16 protein-coding genes and 1 pseudogene are annotated in these 23,883 nt (G+C 59.1%); 6 read left to right on the top strand and 11 right to left on the bottom strand.

What is annotated here, in order from left to right:
• Nucleotides 1-109: 109 nt before the first annotated feature.
• Both N2605_RS27565 and N2605_RS27560 read right to left on the bottom strand, forming a co-directional pair.
• A complete protein-coding gene (locus tag N2605_RS27565; RefSeq protein WP_260343925.1) occupies nucleotides 110-1,150 on the bottom strand; it encodes a hypothetical protein in 1,041 nt (346 codons plus the stop codon).
• A gap of 726 nt (nucleotides 1,151-1,876) precedes the next feature.
• Nucleotides 1,877-2,164, bottom strand: a complete 288-nt coding sequence (locus tag N2605_RS27560) for a hypothetical protein (protein ID WP_260343924.1) — start codon at nucleotides 2,162-2,164, stop codon at nucleotides 1,877-1,879.
• Nucleotides 2,165-2,916: 752 nt separating this feature from the next.
• Between N2605_RS27560 and N2605_RS27555 the strand changes: the two genes are divergently transcribed.
• Nucleotides 2,917-3,540 (top strand): J domain-containing protein, encoded by a 624-nt coding sequence (locus tag N2605_RS27555; protein WP_260343923.1) that lies wholly within the window; start codon nucleotides 2,917-2,919, stop codon nucleotides 3,538-3,540.
• A gap of 1,159 nt (nucleotides 3,541-4,699) precedes the next feature.
• Complete coding sequence (locus tag N2605_RS27550; RefSeq protein ID WP_311735335.1) at nucleotides 4,700-5,485, top strand: helix-turn-helix transcriptional regulator; 786 nt, start codon at nucleotides 4,700-4,702, stop codon at nucleotides 5,483-5,485.
• A 530-nt stretch (nucleotides 5,486-6,015) separates the two neighbouring features.
• Here the strand turns inward: N2605_RS27550 and N2605_RS36590 are convergent.
• Nucleotides 6,016-6,222, bottom strand: a pseudogene (locus tag N2605_RS36590) (hypothetical protein); the annotation flags it as partial.
• Between the two features lie 1,291 nt (nucleotides 6,223-7,513).
• On the opposite strand from N2605_RS36590, the gene rpoN reads away from it, so the two are divergent.
• From rpoN to N2605_RS27535, 3 genes are all read left to right on the top strand, one after another.
• Nucleotides 7,514-9,187: an RNA polymerase factor sigma-54 gene (rpoN, locus tag N2605_RS27545; protein ID WP_260343922.1), complete on the top strand. Its 1,674-nt coding sequence runs from the start codon at nucleotides 7,514-7,516 to the stop codon at nucleotides 9,185-9,187.
• 140 nt (nucleotides 9,188-9,327) lie between these two features.
• Nucleotides 9,328-9,579, top strand: a complete 252-nt coding sequence (locus N2605_RS27540) for a hypothetical protein (RefSeq protein WP_260343921.1) — start codon at nucleotides 9,328-9,330, stop codon at nucleotides 9,577-9,579.
• A gap of 205 nt (nucleotides 9,580-9,784) precedes the next feature.
• Nucleotides 9,785-10,039, top strand: a complete 255-nt coding sequence (locus N2605_RS27535) for a hypothetical protein (RefSeq protein WP_260343920.1) — start codon at nucleotides 9,785-9,787, stop codon at nucleotides 10,037-10,039.
• Nucleotides 10,040-11,301: 1,262 nt separating this feature from the next.
• Here the strand turns inward: N2605_RS27535 and N2605_RS27530 are convergent.
• Nucleotides 11,302-11,625: a hypothetical protein gene (locus tag N2605_RS27530; RefSeq protein ID WP_260343919.1), complete on the bottom strand. Its 324-nt coding sequence runs from the start codon at nucleotides 11,623-11,625 to the stop codon at nucleotides 11,302-11,304.
• Between N2605_RS27530 and N2605_RS27525 the strand changes: the two genes are divergently transcribed.
• Nucleotides 11,606-14,392 carry an outer membrane protein assembly factor BamB family protein gene (locus N2605_RS27525; RefSeq protein ID WP_260343918.1) on the top strand — a complete coding sequence of 929 codons (2,787 nt, stop codon included), beginning with the start codon at nucleotides 11,606-11,608 and terminating at the stop codon, nucleotides 14,390-14,392. The two genes, N2605_RS27530 and N2605_RS27525, sit on opposite strands and share 20 nt — an antisense overlap.
• Nucleotides 14,393-15,069: 677 nt before the next feature.
• Here the strand turns inward: N2605_RS27525 and N2605_RS27520 are convergent.
• The 7 genes from N2605_RS27520 to N2605_RS27490 all read right to left on the bottom strand — a co-directional run bounded on the left by N2605_RS27520 (nucleotide 15,070) and on the right by N2605_RS27490 (nucleotide 23,782).
• Nucleotides 15,070-15,327 (bottom strand): plastocyanin/azurin family copper-binding protein, encoded by a 258-nt coding sequence (locus N2605_RS27520; protein ID WP_091963773.1) that lies wholly within the window; start codon nucleotides 15,325-15,327, stop codon nucleotides 15,070-15,072.
• A 12-nt stretch (nucleotides 15,328-15,339) separates the two neighbouring features.
• Nucleotides 15,340-17,163: a multicopper oxidase family protein gene (locus N2605_RS27515; RefSeq protein WP_260343917.1), complete on the bottom strand. Its 1,824-nt coding sequence runs from the start codon at nucleotides 17,161-17,163 to the stop codon at nucleotides 15,340-15,342.
• Nucleotides 17,164-17,392: 229 nt separating this feature from the next.
• Nucleotides 17,393-18,205: a hypothetical protein gene (locus N2605_RS27510; RefSeq protein WP_260343914.1), complete on the bottom strand. Its 813-nt coding sequence runs from the start codon at nucleotides 18,203-18,205 to the stop codon at nucleotides 17,393-17,395.
• The gene (locus tag N2605_RS27505; RefSeq protein WP_260343912.1) at nucleotides 18,202-19,974 is read right to left on the bottom strand and encodes a hypothetical protein; all 1,773 of its coding nucleotides are present in this window, start codon (nucleotides 19,972-19,974) and stop codon (nucleotides 18,202-18,204) included. The genes N2605_RS27510 and N2605_RS27505 overlap by 4 nt, the downstream gene beginning before the upstream one ends.
• 37 nt (nucleotides 19,975-20,011) lie before the next feature.
• The gene (locus N2605_RS27500) at nucleotides 20,012-21,529 is read right to left on the bottom strand and encodes a tyrosinase family protein (RefSeq protein ID WP_260343909.1); all 1,518 of its coding nucleotides are present in this window, start codon (nucleotides 21,527-21,529) and stop codon (nucleotides 20,012-20,014) included.
• A gap of 375 nt (nucleotides 21,530-21,904) precedes the next feature.
• Nucleotides 21,905-22,540, bottom strand: coding sequence for a hypothetical protein (locus N2605_RS27495; protein ID WP_260343907.1), 636 nt, complete (start codon nucleotides 22,538-22,540; stop codon nucleotides 21,905-21,907).
• Between the two features lie 9 nt (nucleotides 22,541-22,549).
• Entirely contained in the window at nucleotides 22,550-23,782 is a 1,233-nt protein-coding gene (locus N2605_RS27490) for a hypothetical protein (RefSeq protein WP_260343906.1), read from the bottom strand.
• Nucleotides 23,783-23,883 lie beyond the last annotated feature (101 nt).

Below are 23,883 nucleotides of genomic sequence, written 5' to 3'. Positions count from 1 at the left end.
CGCCAGAACCTCGCCAAGCTCGCAAGAGTCATTGAAGCAAGCTATGGTCCATCAAAGTCCGCTACCTGAGCTAGCGGGACGCTTCTCACGTAGCGACTGTCCCTGGCGTCTACATTTGGGGATGATGGATGAGCCGAATATCATTGGGTCCTCCCGGCCCCAAAAGGGCGGTGTAACGCTCACCGCGAATGTCGTACTGCTTCATCGGCTGCGCTTCGTCCGGCAAGAGGCCCCAGCAGCCGAGCTTCGAGATCATCGAGATTGGGGCGGGTTGGGTGCCGTGCGAAAAGCCCTCAGGAACGGCGAATGATGCAGCGTAGACCTCGCGGGCCGCAGGCGACGTCTCAGTCCGGGCCGACGCCGGAGCGGCTTGCTCCATCGTCCCCGCAAGCCGTGCTGGCGAGGGCCGATTCGCCGGCTGCGCGCTGGGCTGCGGAACGTTTTCCGGTCGAGATCCGAAATGAATGGGTGCGCCTGACAAATTGAGTGGAGAGCCGCCCCTCATCGCCGCCGCGGGCACGAACAGCGCCGTGAAGCGGTCGTTATGAACTATGAAAGGAGCGGGTGGGGTGTCCTGGCTCGGCAGGACGCTGCTACCCTCAAGCGGAACGGATGTGCGTTGGTCGCCATGCCGCGAGCTCAAGGAACGAACGGCCACTCCCAAATCCGCGACCTGGTCATGACGCTCGGTTGGCGCGAGAGACGACGATGGGCCGGCGTTTTCCATCATCGCCCAGAGCAGATCCTGATAGTAGTCTTCGGCAGGAAGGACCAACTGACCGCTCGGCTGAAACGATGTGCCGGCATTTTCCATCAGCTCGCGCGCGACTGAATTGCCGGGCCCGCTGAGCTGGCGCTCAATGGCATCCCCTTCCGTCTCGCTCAGTGTCCTCTGCCTCTTCGCAGGCCTTAACTGCCCGGTGTAATCCTCACTGATGAGGACATGGTGACCCGAAAAGGGGGCTATCCCGGTTAGCTCGTTTGCAGCAGGCTGGTAGGCGTCGCTCCAGTTGAAGTAACGAACGGCTTCTCCAAGATCCGGTTCCTGGTGACCGGGCGCGGTCGGGTTGAGTGCCGATGCTAGGATGGCTTCGTCTATCGGCCCTCGCTGATTGTGCCGTTCCGCACTCAGCTCCTGCGGCCAGGTCAAAGCTTCCCGCGGCGCGCTAGGCTCCGCAGCAGCGTCCCGAAGCGTCGAGTGACTGCGGCTTGGGGATGAGGACCGTCGGCGCTCTGGTGCCCAAGTCCCAACGCCCCGGCGCGTCTGCGGCCTTCTTCAGACAGATGAGGATAGTAGTGATCTCGTGAAACAGGATCCTCCGCGACGGAAGAGGTATCAAGCTGCAGCACTTCATCCAGGTACGGCTCAAACTCCGCTTGCCGCTGTTGCGATTGTGGCGCCGCGGCGTTGGAGGCAGCGAAGTCTCGGTCGAATGGGTTGATGCTGTTAAATGGGTCCATGTCCACTCCCCAGGATTTGAGTTGGTTCGCAATGCCAAGCCGATAGTGTCGCTCTCTCTCGCTCTATTAGGATCAGCTGTCGAAAAGCTGACGCGCTTGGAGACTTACCCTGATTGCGTCTCCGATCATTCATTTTGGCGCTCTTAACCGCGACTAGTAAGGGAGCGGAGGAGGCGGCATGATTTTGCGGGTTCGGGACGAGCTCAATGGCGTCGCCGCTCTGACGCCGCCACGATCTCGGCACTGATTGGGGCTCTCAGCCAGCCCAACGTCTTCGACGCGACCTCGATCAGCTTGCACCATCAATCGTATGGTTTGTGGCCATAACTTGGCGTGCACGCCCGTGTGCCGAACCGCGGCGGATGCTGTCGATCGGATTGTATGTCTGAGCTCTCTCTGGTGCTCGGCAGGAAAGTCATAGAAAGCCAAGAGGCTTTAGGTTGGCGATCCTGGTCCGGCGATCAAGGACGCGCACATTTGGCGCGATTGTCGACGAACGTATTCGAGTGCATGCTCCCCGACCGCCCGGCTTGGCGCCATTGAGATCCTGCATGGCCTTCTTGCCGCCCCGAACCGGTTCGGCATCTTTTTTGATTACACTGATGGTCTTGTGCTGCCAGCGCTCGTATCCGCCCCTCCATTGTTCGTTCAGGCCCGAAATCACAAGGCGAAAAGTTCGGCGCATCCTTTCCCGCAGGGCCAAGAGCCCTCCTGGCATCGCCTGTCGACATACGGCGCAGCTAAGGGTCGGGCAGCAGGGGATCGAGGCTCCTGGTTCGCCGCGCTCAAGTGGCAAAATCACCAAGGTCAAGCGGATCCAACCGGCGAGCCGCTCGCGCGCCGGTCCTCACCTTGGGCCTGGCAACCTCGATCGCGCCGATATTCGTTTGCGCTGCTGCGCGCCGGGCCATAGCCGTGCCGCACGGCCGGGCACGACCATCCGCCGCGGCTTCAGCTCGCTGGCGTCTCCGGAACGCGGCAGTTCCGTCTGGACGGCCCGGGCAAACAGATCACGCGCTATGCGGAGAGTTTGTAGCAGTGCATGGGCAACCGCAGACAACTGACCGAAGGGCAGGATATTGATCGTCTCCTTCGAGCCGTATCGCCTCCTTGGAGAAGTTCTCGCAGGTTCGCCATCCGCCTGGATAGGCTGCCTCTCTGAGCGCGTCATCACCAAGACCCGCATAGCTCCCGCTTTCTCCGTATTCACCTGGTCCCGTTCAAGACCTCCATGTGCAGAACCCGACAGCAAATTGCGATTGAGTCGATCTGAAATCGCCAAGAGATGATTGTCTGAACCAAGCTCGCAAGTCCTGGCACGTCGATTGCTAAGAGGTGCCTGCTACCTCATGCCACTACATAGACGCAGAAGGCGGAGTCAGCCCCAACTTGCCGATCAATTCTCTAGCATAGAAGCGGCCCTGTTAACTGCCGCTCCGCCGACGGAGCCGGGTCATGCCGATCGACACATCCGAAATCTTCGCCTCCATTCGCATCAACAAGCAGGAAGCGCGGGAGCGCCAGACCACGGCGCGATGCGAATGGCCAGGTTGCCAGAACAAGGCCAGCCATCCCGCGCCCAAGGGCCGCGACAATGCGCGCGAATATTGGCACTTCTGCATCGACCATGTTCGCCAATACAATCAGTCTTACAATTTTTTCTCGGGGATGGACGCGGAAGCGGTCGCGCGCTACCAGAACGACGCGCTGACCGGCCATCGTCCGACGTGGAAGATGGGCGAGAACATCAGCGCCCGCAAAACGGCCGGCAGCGCGGCCGATGTCGAGGACGACTGGCATGCCCTCTGTACGCTCGTCGAGCTGAACGGACGCGCCGGTGCCCGCCCCCGCGCAAAAGCGAAGCCTGAGGCGCCCAAGATTCTAAATGCCGAGCGGAAAGCGTTGCAGGTGATGGGCCTGAATGCCAACGCGACGCTCGGCGATATCAAGGCGAAGTACAAGGAGATGGTCAAGCAGCACCATCCCGACGCCAATGGCGGCGACCGCTCCACGGAGGATCGCCTGGTCGAGATCATCAAGGCCTACCATTACCTGAAGGCCGTGGTGCGCGAGAGCTAGCCCCCAACATGACTTGAACGGCTTCACCCCACCGGCCGCTACGTAGCGCGTCATCGTGTGAAGGCTGCATCCCAGCTGGCGTGTAATCCGCTTCAGACCCCCACGCCTACGCCTCAGAGGCGCAGCATCTCCGCCAAGTTAGCCGGCGTCTTTATCAACAGCGCGCCGCGGATCAATCCACGACGAGCCTTCCGTGATTCTTTCCTCCTTCATCTGTTCGCTCCTCGGCTTTGCAAGGAGGGGACAAGTGCTCCCGACGCCGAAGGGGCAGGTTCGCAAAGGGCGCCACAGCGAAACGCTGAAAGCGCCGGCCATCGGCTGCTCAAAGACCCCGCAAGACTAAACTGCTACTCCGCTGCTCGATTTCAAGGATGGAAAGGCCGTTACTGGATTTGGCTTGGGCCTTAGGACCGCACTCACAGGCGGCGCCCATCCGCGCTCCGCGTCAATGCAAGGTGAGGCAACCGGCCTTTAATCATGCTCTTGATATGTATCAATTCGATGTCCCGCCTGAGACGTTGTCGCATGTTTACGTATGTCGCATCCGCTCGAAACACCTCAGATGAGACCGTCTTTCTCTGAGTGCCTCTCTCTTAAGGGGTCATTTTGCTAAACGGAAGGTGGTACGAGAATTGCTGTGCCCACCATGCTGGTTCTAGGACGTCCTGAGGATCGCATGTACGCCGTCGTCCTTGTCAAGCAGCTGGTTGTCAATGTCCGCGAGTGGCGGCCCAACATATGCAAGCGCCTGAGGGGGGCTGCACCGGTCCGTGACCTGAGTTGTGTCGAGCTGCGCGAAGAGTCCCGTGCCGAGCGCACTTCTTTACGTCGGCGCTCTAGATGCTGGTATGTTCTTACGAGAAGCGCTGCCCTTGTCCGCCGCAACCGCTGCATCATTTGCCAGCCATTCTTTCGAGAGTCTGGATCCGCATGCGAGATTCGGCAGCTCGGATAGCAACCCGATCGGTCGCCAACGAACGAAGTCAGCTCCGCGTTGGCTCAATCTGCGGGCGGCGCGTGCCGGTTTGCTCCACCTATCTGATCTTCGGTACGCGCTGAGACCGAGTCAAACATTTCGGGCCCGGCGCTTTCCTTCGCGTGCGGGCGTCCAGCTGCAACAAGCAGAGCCAACATCTGTGCAAGTAAAATGGAAATAGAAATGGATGACCTATCGCACGGCGAAATGCCACTCTCTTCAAGCGGACGGGAAAGCCGCGGGCCAGACCTATTCAGCTTCGTCGAATGCGCTACACAGACAAAATCAATCAAGGCGCTGTTCGATCTTCTTGTGAATTGCGCGAGCAAGGAAGGCTTTGATAAAGTCGCGTACGGAGCTCTCACCTGCCCGAATGAGCGTCGTCTGCTGGACTATCTGCCGCCGCCGCCAACTATAAACTTTCCGTCTGATTGGTGCCAACGCTATGCTGAGCAAGAGTATCGAGCGATCGACCCGGTAGTCCGGCGGACAGCAATGCTGCCCAGGCCCTTTCTTTGGGATGAACTGACTCGTCGATATGAACTGCAGCCCCGTGAGCTGCGCGTCTTACACGAGGCCAGAGAAGCAGGTCTTAAGCATGGCATAAGCGTTCCATTGTTTGGATCGGAAGGCCGATTGGCTTTCGTATCGTTTGCATCTCCCTTCGATGATGCCGATCCACAGGATCGCATGGCTCATCTCACGACATTGGCGTCGGCGTTTCACAACGCTGTCGCGCAGATTACACCGCCGCTTGATGAAGGTTGGGAGACAGACATTCCGCTAACACAGCGAGAAACAGAGTGCCTATACTGGGTCGCAGAAGGAAAGTCAGCCTGGGTAATCGGGCGACTTGTGGAGGTCAGCGAGAATACCGTCAACTTTCACATGAAGAACGTCGTCAGAAAGCTGGGGGCGGCGAACCGGACAAATGCTGTAGCCAAAGCAACCCGACGCCGCCTCATTTAACTCCGCGCCCTCTAGAGGAACGATTAAAAGCCCCGTCCTCGAGCGGTCTCTTCTGTCATTGCCGCGCATCGGGACAACCGATCTCAAGTGGCTTCAACCATGTACTTCAACGGAAAGCGGCTCAAACCAGATAGCTGGGCAGGCAAGCGCATTCGGCGCGCGTATGCGGTGTCCCTCAACAGCGCCCGGTCTGGACTTGGGGCGTCGTCGTTGCATGCAAGTCTCGTTGCGCCAGACTCAATCCGCCTCTCAAGCGTTCTAGTGTTGCTAAACAGGATGCTCAACGAGATGGCGGGAAGACGCCGACATCATCTTCATTCCCTCCAGCAACCGTCCCGAGGCGATCCGGCCGCGCCAGCCGTCCCGGCCTTAACTCGATCAGGCAATCGAGGTGCCGCTGCCCGATGCGATCCGCCGCGGCAAGGTGGTTCGCCCTATGCAGCGGCTTGCCGGTGGACGATGCCATGGTCGCTAAAGCCGTGCGCTTCACCGCGGGGCAGCGCCGCCTTACAATTGTGGCGCGATTTCCATCAACGTGGAGCTACCTGCTCGTGCAGCGAGGTCAATCGCCTATCTAGGCATTGTGTAAGCGTTCTCCAGCCATCGACCTTGCCGCATGTGATCTGGCCGGAGGTGAGCAGGCCAGGACAATATTGCCGTGGCGGCCGCTGGTGGCAAACGGTCTTGATCTCGATCCGTCGCTTGAACTCCTCGTGCGGCCGCTCAATGGTGTTAGTAACCGCTATGAGATCTGCCGGTGCCAACGTTCCGCTGCGGTGGTCTACAGCTTGGTGTATGGTGCTACCATCGTCACAGAGGCAGCGGGAGCACGAACTGGGGGTCCGGCGATACAGCCAATGAGCCGGGGAGGTCGAGTTGGGAGCTGGCCACCTCTGCGACTCACTGCGTTGTACCAAGAGCGCTAACCCGCACGTGTCGTCTCGCCGTAGCTCAGATGACAGTGAGACGAGTGATTGGAATCGGCATCCACCGAAGCTTCGGAGGGATGTTGTTTGGGGGGGCGGCAGGCTCCGCCCGCTGCACTGATATGACGCCGAGTGCGCCAAAGCGCTGGCAAGACTCTGCTAGCCAGCGATGAGGTGGTGCTCGAGGTCATAGGCAACAGCATAGCGGTACTACGCGCGTGCGGACGCCTTTTTCCCGGTGTGATTGTCGGCAGTCCTTCTGCAAGCGAAGCAACTCGCGTAGGCTCTCGACAAACGACAAGATCGTCCCGGTCACGCCGGCACGTTGGAGGAGGAAGGTATCCTTCCCAGATTCGAATGCGCGTGAGAGGCCCAGAAGCGACACCGCGAATACGTTGGGACCTTCGCCAGGATAAGCCGAAGCGCAGGCACAATAGTGGCCGCTGTTCGATCTTCCGCCGATTTGCCCCAGCAATTTGGGCAAGGGACTTGTTTTCGACGCACATGGGGTAGGCGCTGCGCTAACAAGCGGCGGGCTTTAGGCAGCCGAACGCGACGATAACCTCGCAATCTCTTTTGGCGCAAGGCCGATCTCGCGGCCAGATCAACCCGCCACCTCAAGTGTTTTGACTGCCAGCCTTAGTGCCAATCCGTTTGGGCAACGTTCTTCCATGATTGGCTTCAAAGTTCGCGCCAATTCCGAGCGTGCAGCAACGGTCTATGTTGGTGGAATGTCAGAGTGACGGGCAGGCACCGATGAAGCCGCTGGTCCTACGGAATGGTCTAGGATCGCGGCTACTCTCAGAAGTCACCGAAACTGCCGCGGACTGCCAAGTCGTTCACAGGAGTGTCGCCACAGTGAAACTGTCCTGTTGGTTCATGTCCTCGGGTCAAAGGGCCACCTCCCAATCTCTAGTTCTCTAGTCTCACGGACAGCGGAACTTAACGAAGGAGTTCCGCAAGTGTTTCGGTGTCCAGTTGTTGTCGGCCTTCATCAAAAATCTCCACCTCGCATCTGCTTTTGCGCGACATCAAAGCGGGTGGATCAGCTCCTGGCTAGATGAGCAAAACGCGGGCCAACTTCAGTAAAGGTTCTTGCTTCATGGCGCTTACGCAGAGATTAGAGTTCCGGCAATCGCAGTCGCTGGTCATGACGCCGCAGCTGATGCAAGCGATCAAGCTGCTGCAATTGTCCAATCTCGATCTCACGACCTTCGTGGAGGAGGAGCTGGAGCGAAACCCGCTGCTGGAACGGGCCAGTGACGAGGCCCCCGCGGGCGAAGCTTCGGCCGAGGCCGGCAGTTACGGCGATTCCGGGGGCGGCCAAGGTGACGGTCATGGCGATGGCCAGGGCGAGGACGGCTTCGGCGGCAACGCGGAAGGCTTCGAGCCGGGCCAGGAAGACTGGATGAGCAAGGATCTCGGCACCCGCGCCGAGATCGAGCAGACCCTGGACACCGGCCTCGACAATGTCTTCTCCGAGGAGCCGGCCGAGGCTGCGGCGCGCAACGCCCAGGATGCCGCGCCGACCACCTATACCGAATGGGGCGGCGGCGCCTCCGGTGACGAAGACTACAATCTCGAAGCTTTTGTCGCGGCCGAGACAACGTTGTCGGACCATCTCGCCGAGCAGCTCTCGGTTGCCTTCACCGCGCCCGCGCAGCGCATGATCGGCCAGTACCTGATCGACCTCGTCGACGAGGCCGGCTATCTGCCGCCCGATCTCGGCCAGGCCGCCGAGCGTCTAGGCGCGTCGCAGGCCGAGGTCGAAAACGTCCTCGCCGTTCTGCAAAAATTCGATCCGCCCGGCGTCTGCGCGCGCTCCTTAAGCGAGTGCCTGGCGATCCAGCTGCGCGAGCTCGACCGCTACGACCCCGCGATGCAGGCGCTGGTCGAGCACCTCGATCTGCTCGCCAAGCGCGACATTGCGGCTCTGCGCAAGATCTGCGGCGTCGACGATGAGGACATCGCCGACATGATCGGCGAGATCCGCCGCCTCAATCCCAAGCCCGGCATGAAGTTCGGCTCGGCGCGCCTGCAGACCATGGTGCCCGATGTCTATGTCCGTCCGGGTCCCGACGGCGGCTGGCATGTCGAGCTCAACAGCGACACCTTGCCGCGCGTGCTGGTTAACCAGACCTATTATTCCGAGCTGTCGAAGAAGATCGGCAAGGACGGCGACAAGTCCTATTTCACCGACGCCCTGCAGAACGCGACCTGGCTCGTGCGCGTGCTCGACCAGCGCGCCCGCACCATCCTGAAAGTAGCGACCGAGATCGTGCGCCAGCAGGACGGGTTCTTCACCCATGGCGTCGCGCATTTGCGGCCGCTCAATCTGAAAGCCGTCGCCGACGCCATCCAGATGCATGAATCCACGGTGTCGCGCGTCACCGCCAACAAATACATGGCGACCAACCGCGGCACGTTCGAGCTGAAATATTTCTTCACGGTCTCGCTTGCCTCGGCCGACGGCGGCGAGGCGCATTCGGCGGAAGCGGTGCGTCACCACATCAAGCGGCTGATCGATTCGGAGGAGCCCTCCGCGATCCTGTCGGACGACACCATCGTGGAACGCTTGCGCGCCTTGGGCATTGATCTTGCCCGCCGCACGGTCGCAAAGTACCGCGAAGCCATGCGCATACCCTCCTCGGTGCAACGCCGCCGCGACAATGAGTGGTCAACGATTAACACTCGAGCATCGGGCGAAACTGACGTCGGTGAAGAAACTCCCAGCCGTCGATTTGGACTCCACAAGCTACGCGTTGCATCTGCCTGAAAGTGGGTCGTTGGCGCGACATTTGTTAATCGGTGATGGAACGAAGCCGCTCGCGCCGACTGCCGTCTGAGAGGATCCGGGCGTTCTCAGAGCCGCCCCCTTCAGACAGGAGGTTTTCTGATGGCCAGGTGAGCCGCCGCATGATTGAGGACATGACGGTGGGCAATTTGTCGCCGGAAACGCAGCCGATCATATCTCAACGCGGTATCGAAGCCTGGCCGAGCTTTTCTAGCCGATCGCCCGCTTGGGAGGATGTTCATACGTTCCAGGTTCAGCTGGTGGTAACAGGGATCTTTTGGCCGCATCTCAACCAGATGGTCTGTGCGTTGCACTTTTTCAACGGCGTGACGCTCGGCCACAGCGAGATTCCCGGGCGCATCGCCTACGCGTGAGAGCCTCGCAAAATGCCCGTCGTGCTGATCGCCGAGGAGGTGGTGAGCTTTCTGAAGGCAATCCTGAACCTAAGGAGCCGCATGGCGCTGACCACGTCTATGCCGCAGGATTAAGCGTGTTGGAAGTGGCTTTCCTCGCGATTCCGGATATCGACAGACAGCGGATAGTAATCTGAGTCGAGCGGGCAAAGGCGGCAGGGACGTCATGCTCTCGCCACCACTTCTTAACATCGCCGCCTTCATCAAGGAGTTCATGCGGCGCATCGCGCAATCGTCCATCGCGCGCGATGGCGGCAAGACGGTCATCTGCAATGATATCGATCAGGCGCTGGACGATATGCTGCCGATGAGGGGCACGGATCGCAGACCGGGCAAGCTGGCCGTGAGCCGCGACAAGGGGCAGGAGCGGCCACAAAGTGTGCGCGCAGTTGTCCGAAATCGGCCAGTTGGCCCACGTTGAGATCGGCGGCGAGCTGAACCGGCGAGTGGGGATCCGCAGGCATAGACTACAAGCCCCAGACCCATCGCCTCTGATTGACGCGGGCAATCCGTCGCGAAGATGTTGAGTTGCCCCCGTCAGTCAAGATCGCCATGCGGTTGAACGACGGTGGCGATGTCCTGCCAGAGCCGACGCCAACCCGCCTGTCGGTCTTTTTCGAGACCAAAGAAGTAACGGGTCTGCATCTTGATATCCACGGACCCCCAACTGGCGGACAACCGCGCCAACATAAAGCGCGACAATCCCTGGAACAGTTATGTCATCGACGAGGTGGCAACGTTGCTGGCGGAGAGCCGCCGTCGAATCACGATCAGACGAGATGATGATCCAGGATGTGGCTCGCTCGCATGTCGGTCACCTCCTCGCTGGCAATGTGTTTGGTGTACTGGCGTCGCCGCTGCTTGTCGGACGAGTGAGCGGTGCCAGCCGGCCTCAAGAGGGGGCTTCACTCGACTTGGACGAAGAAGCAGAGACCACCAATTTCGGTGTCCCGGTTGGGCCAAGCGGCATCCTGCCAGTGTCCATCGGGGCGGCGCGCGCAGGCCATTACGCCAACAGGTCGTGCCGCGGTTATTCACCTCCTTTGTGTTCCCCGGCGCGGAAGTTGCCCAGGCCGTCGTGACGATTTCAGATGAGCGGAGGTAAGAACTCGCAAAAATAGTAAGCTATACTGTCACTCTTTTAGATTGAAATCTATAAAAGCGTGAGCGAATAATGATGCTACTTAAGCTTTATCCCGAGCGAGAGGTGCGACAAACAGTCGTGAGCTGAAGATTACGCCGCCGAGATCGTGGTCGCTCGAGGATACCAGTCGCGGGCCAAGGCAACTTTCCAAGTTCTAGGCTTCGGCAAGTTTGGATTAACGAAAGGATTTCGAAATGTAGCCACAATTCTATTGGCGCCGAAAAAAGTTCTCAAGTGATGCCAAGGGAAGTAAGCCGGCCTTTTTCAAGAGGCGCTTATCTCCAGAAGTGTGTAGCTCTGACTCGAAGCCAACATTGATACCGCATGTCCGAATGCGACAGGTCTGAAGGTTTGGCCTGCAGTCAAGTGGCAAGATTGGTCTTCTTATTTAGGTGGATGATATGCTTCTGGCGATCCGTTCCCGTTGTTGCGGCGCAGTCCTCATATCAATCTCGATAGTTGTCCCAGTCAAAAGTGCCTTTGCTCAGGTCGACGTGCCTGGCGGATATCGACAACTCGTGCCCGGGCTGCTCAGCCGATCAATTTTCAAAGGTGACGCGGGAGGTCGGACTGTCGAGGTGATCGACCTGCTGGTCGGTGCGCGTAAAGCCTCCCAAGAACTTACCGCGCCTGGTCGTGCAATGCTGGACGTAGAGGCCGGTGAAGCGACTCTGATTGTTGACGGCAAGTCCCAGCAGGTGCGTCCCGGCGCTGTCGTTGCGCTCGATAGCGACCAGCGGATTGCAGTCGACAATACTGGCGGGGAACGCCCCTTTGTCGCGCGACTGATTGTGCTTTCGCCAGCACGGCACTGAGAGCACTTTTTTGGAAAGGGAGGGGCGCATGCAGGTTCGTTTGGCCATTTCCATCATCGTGAGCGCCATGATGGTCGGTTGCCCTGTCGTGAGCGCACAGCCAGCGCCCGAGCGAGACCCGCATCTGCAACCGGGTGGCGGAAGATTTCAAAACAATCCGGAGGTGGTCTCGCCGATCCTGCTCACAAGACCGATCTACGAATGCGCTCAGACGGTTGTCGTGAACGGCTACGTTCCGGATGCGCAGATCGAGATCTACCTTGCTGGCCAACCAAATCCCATTGGTTCGGCCACTGCGTCCGAGATCGCCAATCAGCCGATCAAGGTAGCGACGCCATTTGAAATCGGGCAAGTCATCACTGCTGTCCAGGTTGTGGGTGGAGTGAAAAGCAAGCCTTCGAATGCGGTGACCGTCACGTCCTACAAGGATGACTATCCAGCAGGCCTGCCGCAGCCGCGGTTGAATCCGGCGCCTTGTTACGATTGCGGGCGGGCAGTCGGCATTGCCGACGTAATCCCTGGGGCACGGTGGAAAGTATTTGCCGAGGATCCGCTGGCGGGCGGTGGTTTCGGTCCGAAAACCGAGATAGGTGGTAACGCGGATTTTGCCTATACGTTCGTGAACCCCGCGTTTCGGAAGGGGCAACGCATCACCGCGCAGTCCGGAATTTGCCGCGATATCAGTCCGGTGTCGCGCGCCGAGATTGTGCAGTCGCAACCGTCCTCATTACCGGGGCCGGTGGTTGACACGGTGTATGAAGGTGCCCCCGTTGCGGTGGTGCGCGGGCCGGCCTCGAGTCCGCTGCTCAACGGTGCCGATATCAAGGTGTTCACTGACAACATGATACCGAATCCCAACCAGGTCGGGGGACAGCCCACTCCTGGCGGTGCGCAGCAGATTGGACTGAACCCTCGCGGGAAGGGGACCGGCAACTACTGGGCCACCCAGGCACTGTGTACTGCCAGTGCACCGGGACCGAAGACGCCGGCGAAGCCCTGCAGCCAGCTGCCCGCCGCAAAGATTCGTCAGCCGCTACCGGGTGATACGATCATCGAGGTAGTGGAGTTCGTCCCCGGATCAAGGATCAGGATTTACGCAGAGGCTGAAGAAATCGGGGATGGCGGTGGTGCCCAAGTCGCTCTGACGCGCGCGATAAAGGAAGGCGAGAAGATATCAGTGGTGCAGTCGATGGGACGTTGTGTGGCGGATCTCGTTTACGTCGCCAACGCCGGTTGTGGAGACCGTGATCCGAAAGTCTGTTCGCGGGAGTGGCCTGCTTTCCGGCACAGTGGACTGCGGGACGCGCAGCAGCCGTTCGACTCTCCACTGGCGGACCCGCAACAGGTCAAAACGCTTAAGGTAAAGTGGACGTTCCGGCCACCGGATGATCCACGCGGTTTCCGCGCATCTGCCATCGTCCACCAGGGGCGTGTTTTCATCGGAAACGGCAATGGGAGGCTCTACGCTATCGATGCGGCGAGCGGCAATCTGCTCTGGCAATATCCAAAGGCCGGCGATCCTGCGCTGCGCTCCCAATATGAGACAGTCTCCGCACATAACCCTTCTTCCGAAGGACTGCCAGCGAGCGCGTCAATCGGCACGGTCAGGGAGAGAGATGCAGTTATTTTCGGGGGGCCCGACCAATCTGTCGGACGCAGGCTGGGCAGCGGCCGGCTGTTTGCTCTCGATCCCGCGAGCGGTGCGGAAATCTGGAAGTCTCCAGAGATCGCGGCTCTCAATGGGCTCACACCAGGCGATGGCCGAGAACTGCACGAGAATATCGGTTACTCCTCGCCACTCGTAATCGGAAATCGTGTGTATGTGGGGATCGCAAACCATGCAGATAGCCCGATCCAGAACGGGCGTGTCGCTTCGGTCGACATCAATTCCGGCAACATCGTTGCTTCTTTCGATTTCAAGGCTACGAGCACGCGTGGCGGCGGAATCTGGTCCTCACTGGCGGGGGGACTGTTGGGTAATGCGATTTACGCGACAACCGGTAATGCGCGGCTCTGGAACGGCGGAAGTCAACCGCAGCCAAGTGTCGATCACTCGTTAAGTCTGCTAAGACTGAATGCCGCAACCGGCGCACTCGAGTGGAAGCTCAAGCCGGTGCCATTCAACATGGACGATGATCCCGATTGGGCGTCAGGTCCTACCCTGCTCGACGCACGTTGCGGAGCTACGGTTGCTTCGACGCAGAAGGATGGCTGGAGCTATGCAGCACGTGCGGGTGCCGGTGCGGGGGGAAACCCGGTGGTACGCTGGCAATTTCCTCCAACGGGCATCCCTTTTACAAGCGGGACCCACGGAGATACGCGCTATCTGATTCCGGGCGCTGCTTGGCGCGACACGTTCATCACGACCACCGGTGGCTATACCGTGGAAGCCGGACAGGTACCACCCGGGTTCACCCGGTTGCATGCGCTCGACGTCTGCGTAGGGCCTTCTGGTCCAGTGCGGTGGGTAGCAGACATTCCGGGCACGAGGAAAAATACGGCCTACCAGCTTGGGCCGCCGACGGTCACGCGGGGCATCGTGTTTCTGGGCACCGCACAAGGGCACCTCGTTGTGCTCGCAGATCCGTCGGTTTGGCCACCAGCGGGGTCGATATGCGATAATCCGGAGGTTTTACAGGCCGACTGCGTGCCCAACGGTTTCAGACTCGTTCCCCGTCCTCAAATCCTCGCGGATATCGATCTTGACCCCGGTAACACTAGTGACCGCATTTTCACCGAGCCCGTCCTCGCCGATGGCCGAGTGTTCGTTGCGACAACCGCCGGCGTACTCTACATGCTCGAAACGGCCAGATAACCGGAGAACATCGATGAGCAGCGTCCCACTTCGCGTCCTCATCGTCATCGCCATCGCCATCCCCATCCCCATACTCTCGTTGTCTCGCGAGCCCGTTTGGGCTCAAACTGCCGCAAATACGGCAGGCATTTTCGCTCGCGACCGCTACTCCGGCCCGCTGATCGCTCAACGCGTCGTGGGGAGGAACCGACCAGCTGCAGCGCCACAAGCGGGGGGGGCTGGTCTGGACGTGCCGGTACTTCACTATCAGGAATTAAGTCTGCGCCCTGGCACACGAGTGGCTGGCTCAACTACGGCGGCGTCGCCAGCGGCAGGGGCAGGGTCTTCGCTCCCGCTCAAAGCCACAGGCGGCTTTCTGATCTATGAGTTGAGGGCAGGAAAGCTCACGACAATCATCAACGGGAATCGGCGGGAACGCGGGTTAGGCGAATTCTGGATCGTGGGGCCCACAGACACGGTTACGCTTGAGACCGAGGATGACTCAGTGGTTCTTCGGACGATCCAGCTCGCAGATCAATAACCAAGCGAGCCGCCGCACCCGGCGCTTGACCGATAGTCTCGTCTCTAACGGACGGGGCCGTGCTCGTCTGAGGGCCGGTTTGGCCGCGCAGGCGAACCAGAGACAAATCTGTCCGACTTGTGCAGGACGCCCTTCCAAAGGTGAGGAGGCCTCCCTTCTATGTCTTTACGGTAACCTTTCCCCTCATTCCGCCGTGATGGTCACAGTGGTACGGGATTTCTCCGGTCGTTCCAAACGTATGCTCGAAGGGCGGGTCACCCTTGACCATGTCGCCGCTGTCGAACTCGCCACCATCAGCCGTTACGGTATGCGCAACAGTATCCTCACTTGTCCATATGACTTTGTCGCCTTGTTTGATTTCAATCTGCGACGGGGAAAAAGCGAAATTCTTGATCGTGACGTTATAGCTGGCCATGAGACAGGGTCCTTACTTTGCAATTTTGACGCGTTCCATCATTCCCATATCCTCGTGTCCGAGGATGTGACAATGCATGACAAACTCTCCTTCGTAGTCCAAATATCGAGACCTGATGACTATCGGCTTTGGTTGGCCACCGGCTGGCAGGATGATCGTATCCTTCCAAAGTTTCGCCTGCTGCATCTTGCCATCCTTCGCGGGCTCCTCGCGCTCTACTTCGAACGCGTTGACGTGAATATGAAAGGGATGAGGGAAAATCCCATCACCTGTTATGGTCCATTTGGATGCTTGCCCTAGCTTGAGCATGCGCGGCGCATGCTCGGGCATAAAGACTCGTTCATTCGACGTAAAATGAATCTTGCAGTCGGGAGTTTCGGTCTGGCATATCGGGCAATTCCCGTCCGGGGTGCAGGAGCGGCGGCTCATGCCATCGAAGCGCACCGACTGCTCCGCGTCAGCCAATTCCTCGTCCCTGATCGGAACGAGGTCGCTCGGGACACGGTCACGCAGCTCTTCGCCACTCGGCAATGCCATGTCTCTGGAGGCGCCCTCAACGAGCACTCGTGCAATGATGCGTTGCGGTTTGTTTCCGATGTCGGCAATGAGATCCCCTGCATTGAAGGCCGCTCTTGACTGCGCGACCCGGATTACCGCGGTTGCGGCTTGCAACGACAGGGCGGCGGGCAACATGCCGTCTCGCAGGAAGTACTCCTTCGACGTCTCGCCAGGGGCGAGAGGGGCGGCCTTGACTAGAACGTCACTGCGGTAACCGGGACCGAGCAGCAACTCGCGGACACCCTCTTGAGAAGGCTCGGCCGCTGGCCAGTCCACCCGGCGACCCAAGGCCAGTCCATCTGCTGCGATTTCATGGAGCTGATGGCCGTCAAGTGCCAGGGCGATATTGTCTTCGACGCCCGCATGAACAAAGCGCCATCGCTGCACCTCGCCCGGATGAATCCGGATCGTCGGAACGAACACGCCATTTACTGTAATGTTACGCGACCACTGCCGGTCCGGAATCGCCTTGTCGAAGTCCTCAAGCTTTCCGTCAGGTCCAAATCTTATCTGCTGAACAACGAAGACTTTTTGTTCGGCAGCCTTGATTTCGGGTACGGCATCCAGCCCACCGTTTGCATCCTGACCACCCTCGATAATGAGAGCTCCTGCCATCCCGCTGGAAACCTGCACGCCGGTGCTGCCATGAAAGTGAGCGTGATACCAGAAGGTACCTGTCGGATGCTTGTCGGGGATGTGGATCCGATACAGCTGCGTAGCCTTGGGGTCACCCGGATACTTCTCTGGCCGTATCTCCAGGAAAACGTTGTCGCCGTTGCCGGACGGGGAGGTGTGCAGCCCGTGTGTGTGAAGATTGGTGATATTGAAGCTGAAATCACCGTCATGGTCAGCCGGATGTGGATCCTGCGGGTGATGATGCGTCACATCTGGCAGTTTGTTCGTCAGGCGGATGAAAAGCGTATCACCCGGTCTTGCGCGAATGGTGGAGCCAACGAGATCGCCGTTATAGGAGCGAAGCTCAACATCGCACCCTGCGACTTTCTTCCCCTTCGAGTATTGGACAACGAGCTCGTAGGGGGCGCTTTGGTTTGTCGGTCGGACGACAGCAGGTTCATGAAAATCGGCAAAGCCAAAGCTTCTGATGAGCTCTTTGATCCAAGCCTCACGCTGCTGCGGATTGCGCGGGTAGGGGGCACAAGGGTCCGTGACAGGCACCTGCGCGCAAGCCAGCCCGGTACTCGCAATTAGGGCCAGGAGGACAATAGCAATATAGGGGGCTGAAATACTGCATCGAGACAGCATCATTGCTCCGTGCATTTCGTTGTATCACAACCAGAGCTATTCTATCGCTGCTTGTCAGGCAGGCAAGAAAAAATGTCAGCTTACGCATTGCCTGAAGGACGGGCGAGAAATTACCGGCCATTCTCCTGCGGCAACTAACGGGTAGAGATAGGCATTCTTCGCGCTCCGGCACGTGCGCGCCTAAAGCGAGCTGAGGATTCACTCCGGCTCAGGAGAATGTATTGAGCGGTCCCGAGCTTGAAAGTTATTTTATCGACCGCACCTGCAACCGCAGTGCGTAAGCCGGGCCCTCGTTGTATTGCTTGGTAGTGGAGCGATTGGAGCTTGTTTGTATCGAGACCTCGATGTTGCCGAACTGGCTCGATGTTCCCGGAGTCAATTCTCGCGTCTCGGCGCCAACTGTCACCGCTACAGCGAGCTCTCCTGCCGGACCGGCTATTTGACGGGCCCTCAGGTTCGCTGTTTGGACGTCGAGGGAGACCGGTTGTTCGCCGGACCGGAACGCTGTGGCGAGCACTTCACTGTTTCGCTTTACGGCCACCACCTGTTCTTCGGAGGCGTGGTCCGAGTTGACCCGGTATTCAACGTCTGCGGGTGCGATCACCGCGTCAATGGCAGGATCGGGCGGCATTGCGATCGTATTTCCCATCGGAACTTCGACACCTGCAGTGAAGTTACGATTCATTTTCTTCACATCAAATTCCAGCCGAACTGCGCCGCCAGTCGAAGGGTGCACCCGAACGGTACCGGTTTCTGCACCTTTCCTGCGTTCCATCTCCTCTATCAGGCGCTGCACGCGGCCAATCTTGTCGGCGTCGCTTGTCGACGTCGGCGGGTTAACGGCTTGGTTCAGGTCCGTATTTTGCGTTCTTCCGGGCGGCACAACAGCACGCAAGCGGTTCTCAACGGCGTCCTGCTGCTGCAGCTTATTCCTCAGGGCGTCGGTCGTCGGATCAGCCTGCACCAACTGTGGGTGTCGAAAGCGCCCGCTATTAGAAGCGCCACCGAGAGCGGAGATTGTCGTCAGCGCAGCCAGAGCAAGATTCAGGACAATCACGGTGTGACCCTCCCACCGAGACGTGGACCGTCAAACCGGAGATTAGGCCAATTCGGGTGGTCCGTCACCTTGGTGGCCGCGGGCTCATCCTCGTCGATAACGGCGGTCACGTATTGGGAATCGATGACGCCGTTCTTGTTCCAGTCGATAGGCGAGCCGCACACCCCAACTTGTTCATTCAGGCTACCCGCATTGGGGGCGAGTTCCGGCCCAATTCCCTCCGAATAGTCAATCACAAAGCCAGCCACCTGAGGCACAGTGCCATCTACTTCTTCAGCCCCATCCGTCGCATAGTAGACGGGGGTGCAGGTCGGATACCGCCGACGGAATGCGTCAGCCTGACTCATTCGAAGCTGCCAAGCATAAGACATTACGCTCCAATAATTCGGCTTGAAACGGGAGTGATTTGTGCCGCCGTGCCGCTGGCCCAGATTGTGACCGAGCTCGTGTGCGAATGTCGCAGCCTGTGACTTCAATGTCTGGTATTGAACTGGAGCATCTCCGAGCGTTACCATGAAGTCGTTACCGACCTTCGACCCGTCAAAATCGATATTGCTCTCGCCGCTCCATCCCAGCGGATGGGCTCTTGCCCAGATCGCATAATGAAAGAGACCTCGGCGCGAGGGGCTGAAGTGGTCCTGTTTCAGAAGAGCAAAACTTGCAGTTCGGGTTGCCAGGTCATGCCTCGAGCGGAACTCAAGCAGCTCCCATGAGGGAACAGAGCCCGAGGAATCAACAAACAGATTGATGCCGTTTGGCCCGAACGGATTCAAAATAGGGGCATTTGCAAACATCTCCCGCGCTATATCGAACGTACCTGGCGTAGCTCCCAGTCGCTCGATTGGCCGATACAGCACGCCCTCCATGACATCGGCTTCGACAAATATATCCTTGCGAAACGGATCGGCGCCCAGTGCCTTGATATCGACCAAGGTGCTGCCGGGTTCGCTCCCGAGATAACCGTTGATCTCAACGACATCGGGGATACCGTCTCCATCACTGTCCAGGGAGCTTGCATCCAGAGGCAGCTTGAATATTCGCTCCAGACTCAACTCTCCGAGTTCATTCCGTAGCTGCACGCGGATTTCCGACCCGGCAGGGAAGCTGTCAAGAGGTACGACGCGCGAGAGATAATGCCTGATGGGAAATCCCAGCACCGCAGGATTCGCACCAAACATATTGTTGAAGAGCGCCTTGTGCGCGTCTGAAGTGCGTTCGACGCCATCCACGAGTACGGTCGCGCCTACATCCACATTTGCGCCCTGAATGTACAGAACGCACCGAACCCTTCCCCCATCGTCAAATCTGGTATCAAGAAGACTGATGTCGTCGATCCTAGGAAGCGCAGCTGGTGCAGCGCCAGTAATGGTCATTGTAACTGGAGATGAACGACCCTCGTCGTTCTCGATGGCGACAGCGTAAGAACCGGGAGACACGCCGGGAGGAATCGAGAACATCACAGCGCCTTGAACGGCTCCGTGCAGGACCTTTGGATTTGGCGAATTGGCATCCCAAATAATGCGAGCTTTACCGAGGTTCGTGCCCTGAACCAACACGAGGCCACGTGGCACCTGGCTCGGCGCTTGCAAACCCTCCAGCACCGGCGGGGAGGCCGAGGCTATGCCTGAGGCGCCGAACAGCTGTAGCAACAATGCCAAGGCCGACAGGCGAGACCATGCGAACGCTCTTGTATCCGCCCGCGGGAGACCAGAGCTGACGGCATTTGTATCACTCGTCGTGCGATGGTTCTCGTTGAGTGGTGGCGCCATAGGAAACTCTAAATGAAAAAGGGCGCTGATATAGTAATCAGCGACTGAACAGTTCTATTCTCCCAATCCTGACGGCGGCTGCGCTGGTTGAATTGGAGACTACGGTAATCCTCACACTGGCCGGATCGATTCCCTGTGCGATCAGTTCACGCATGCGGTTCGTGACTTCGATAACCTTGTCAGAAGCCGTTTGGCCGGCATGTCCAGCGATTGCATGATCGTGCGTACCAAAAAGCGCAAAACTTCCAGCAGGCTGACCAGCAACTGCGCCCGCGCCTGGCCCATCAAGGTAGATATCGAAAACACCTGAGGGCGCAGCTGGCGAACTGACTTCCGAAAATCGCAATATCCAACGGCTCGACGGTGAAGCGACGGCCGCCCCCGCGCCCGGTTCGGGAGCGAGCTGTGTCGCCGCCGATCCTCGGGGAGTAACGGACAGGACGTCGTCGCTTCGGCTCACTCGGTTTGGTGGGCGAGGTGAGGAAGCAGCCAGGGGGGATCCAGCCACGGCCGTCGGAACTGGGGCCAGTTGATCGTAGCTGTAAGCCGTCCCGACCATTCCGAAAGACTCTCCTGCGGTCAATCCGGTCTTCTGAGCGTTCGGCGAGACGAATAGATACGGTTCTTGGGTCCAGATGTACTCAGGCGTGCGAGGCGGATCACCCTCGAGTGGCGGCTGGTTCCTCCACCATTCCCATAGGCGGTCGAGATTTGAATGGTGCAAATAGAAGATCGGATCACGCGCCGCTAGTGCTGGGGTAGCCATTCCAAGGGGGACATTCTGATCCGTGATCACGCCGATGCGGCCGTGAACCAGATCATGAGGCGCGCTCTCCAGCTGGAAAGAGAATCCACGGTCTAGGCCCAGGACATCCCCTCGCTCCAGAAAGCGCTGGTCGGCAGCCGTTTGCCAGTTCAAATCACTGTCGCGGATCAACGGCTTTTCGGATGAAGGGACGGACGGGTCGTTCGGATCGCGGCATAGCGGACTGCGGTCCGAATAGTAGAGTGCATTGTCGCTGCCATCACTTTCCTTTGCAGGTCTGAAGCTTGCCGGAAAATCTCGATGCCTGGTATCGAGATAATTCCAGTAGGGCAGAGCAAACGGCTCACCTACAACGCTCTCGATAATGCGCTCAAAGAAGTAAAGGTAGACGCGATGCCAGGGCAGAAAATCGTAGGTGCGGTGTGGGCACTTCAACCAGATGCGATCACGTCCTACACCAACAGAGGGATCTAGGGGCACCTCTCCTGCGACTAATCTGCGCGATGCCTGGATGCGTGCGAGTACTTCCGGCGTTGCGCCAGGCAGCGGCTGAAACAGCCCGTTGAAACAATTGATTTCGTAGCATCCTTTCGAATCATCCTGCTGCGGCGTCCAGTGAATATTCGCCTGAAACCACCAGCTCGTCGGATCCCAGACCGGCCGATCTTTCATCTCTTTGATGGCCCGCTTGTACAGCTGGAGCATTGGTGTCGCTGCCGGATCATGGACCTCCCGTCGTACGGGAGGTGTCTGCGCATTGAGTTTGACGCCGGATTCGGTGAGAAGCATTGCGAGACTCGTTAGGCCTCCCGCAACGAAATTTCGTCTGTCCAGAGCGGCTGCCAGCATGCTCGTCCTCTTGGTGTCATCGTTTCAGAAAGGAACGGTTCATTCGTTCTCCGCTACGAGATCGAGAAAGTACGTCATGTTTCTGTCGAAGCTGCAGATCAGTCCTTTGCGAAACATAACCCGCAAGGCCTCATGAAGAGGCTCAGTCGCGGCGCAAGCGTCAGTAAATCCCTGCCTGCACCCCTTCTAATATCTCGCAGGCGTAGCAATATCGATCTCACGGGATGCGCTTTTCTTATTTTTAGTTCGATCCCCACTTGCAACGTAAGATAGCAGCTCCGGCGGGCCTTGTATAGCTGGTGACCGCTCGCGCGCCTACTTCAAGTCAACAGTATCTTCCGCGATGATTTCTTCATCGAATCCGCTCGTCCGCAATACGCGTATCTCGGCGCGTTTGGCGCCTGCGAACTGATTGCGATCGACGTCTACTTCGGGAGTGGGACGACTCACCGCGATCGTGTCCCACGTCGACTTGTTGTCTGGCCTGACCTGGATCGAGTAGGTCACTCCGGCAACAGGCTGCAGGCCGGCGAGCTGGTTGATCTTCAATGGCCGTCGGCTGGCTGCCACAGCTCCGCCAAGCTCAAGCCCGAACGCGCCTGCGGCCGGCTTGGGAGGCGCCGCCCCGGCTTCGTACCGGCTGACCTCCTTCCCCTTGAGCTGGAGGCTTACCGACTTCATGCCGGCGACGCGCGGAAGGTCCGCCTGGATCAGGCCGACATCGTTCGGCCGGTCGGGTTCGGCGGATGATCGGCGGACGACGACAGGGTTACGATACACTTCCTGGCCGTTGGCGTCGTAGGCCACAAGCTCCACCTCGTCGTCGGTGGCGGCGTCCGACGCGACCGTGGAGATCGAGGGGTTAACGTACATGATCTTGCCGTCGCCAGCGGTCTTGTTGATGGTGGCGACGACGTGAACGAATGATCCGGTCTTGATTTCGGTCTTCATCGGATCCTCCTAGGCGACCGGCGGGCCGAGGGCGTCCTCTTCCAGCAGCCGGGTGAGTATCGCCTGATAAGTGTACGCCGATAGCCACTGGTTGTCTGCATAGGTCATCACGTCGTGATATGTGAGGCCCGGCAAGGCAGCGGCCGGCAAGCCGAGTTCGTGGTCTCCGGTATCGACACCGACATATTTGTTGTCCGGCTTGCTGATGCAACCGTTCTCATAAGGAAACTGCGAATCGCTTGCGTCCTGCGCGCCGGGAGGAAATCCCGGATGAAACCGGCCGAACGTATGCCCGAGCTCATGAGCGCCGTACCAGTCGGCATATGAGGCGTCCCCATCGCCAGCAAAGCCGTTAGGGACACCCGCGGGTCCGGAAGCTACAGTATCAGGCTGGGCCGCCCCCGGAATGGCGAACGCCTTTCCGCGCATGAAGTTGGCAGACGCGTTGTCGTCGACCAGACCGTAATAGTGCGTGCGCGGATCGACGCCGCTGCTCACCTCGCGGCTCCGTAGTGCGGCGATCTGCGCATTGGCGAGGTCGACGGTCGAGTCGTTGAACGGCGCGGTAAAGTCCGCGTCCACCACCATGTGGGACCATTCGAGCGTGGCGACCGGATAGGCGCGATTGAGAAACGACCTGAGATACGAAAAGTGCACCGCAGCGGGTGTGACGGTCGTCGCGCCCACCTTGTACCGAAGACCGATCACCCGGATACGCAGCGGCGGGGCCGCCGCGAATGTTATGGGCGCGATGTTGAACGCCGCCGCCGGAAGGTCACCGCCTCCGGGCTGGAAGATGCGACTGATGCGCAAGTTGAGCTGGCCCGCGCCGATAGCCTCGGCCGGCAGGCGGAAGTTGAGGCTCTTGTCGAGATCCTCCCGCTGTTCGCGGAGGCTGAAAGGCGAGCCCGGGTTCACTCGAAGCGAGTTGATGGCGGGGAGGAACGTGTCTCCTCCTCCGCTCCGGCTCCAGGCAATTTCGGCTGTGATCTGCCCGGGCTGCGACAGCGAGGTCGGCTCGAGATAGAGGCGAACGATCGTCGCTTTATCAGCGACCAATGGCACCGAGTTGGCCAGGTCCTGAACGCACTGGACGATCTCGACGCCACGCACCTGCACGCCGGCCTGCGGCTGAGCTAGACCGAGCGCGCGGCGCTTGCGAGTTTTTATTCTGGGAACGCCCGAACCGCGATGCACACACATCATGCACATAATGATTTTTCCGGTTTTGATGACCCGCAACGCGCTCGGCTTTCACTTTGCAGTGTGGACTTCAGGTAGGCGTCGGGTGTATGGTCAAATTATAGTACTCGCTAAGATTGAATCAAGCCAGCCGGTGCCGG

This window comes from Bradyrhizobium yuanmingense, from assembly GCF_025200905.1.
GTDB lineage: Bacteria > Pseudomonadota > Alphaproteobacteria > Rhizobiales > Xanthobacteraceae > Bradyrhizobium > Bradyrhizobium yuanmingense.
This window is presented reverse-complemented; position numbering and strand designations above follow the sequence as displayed.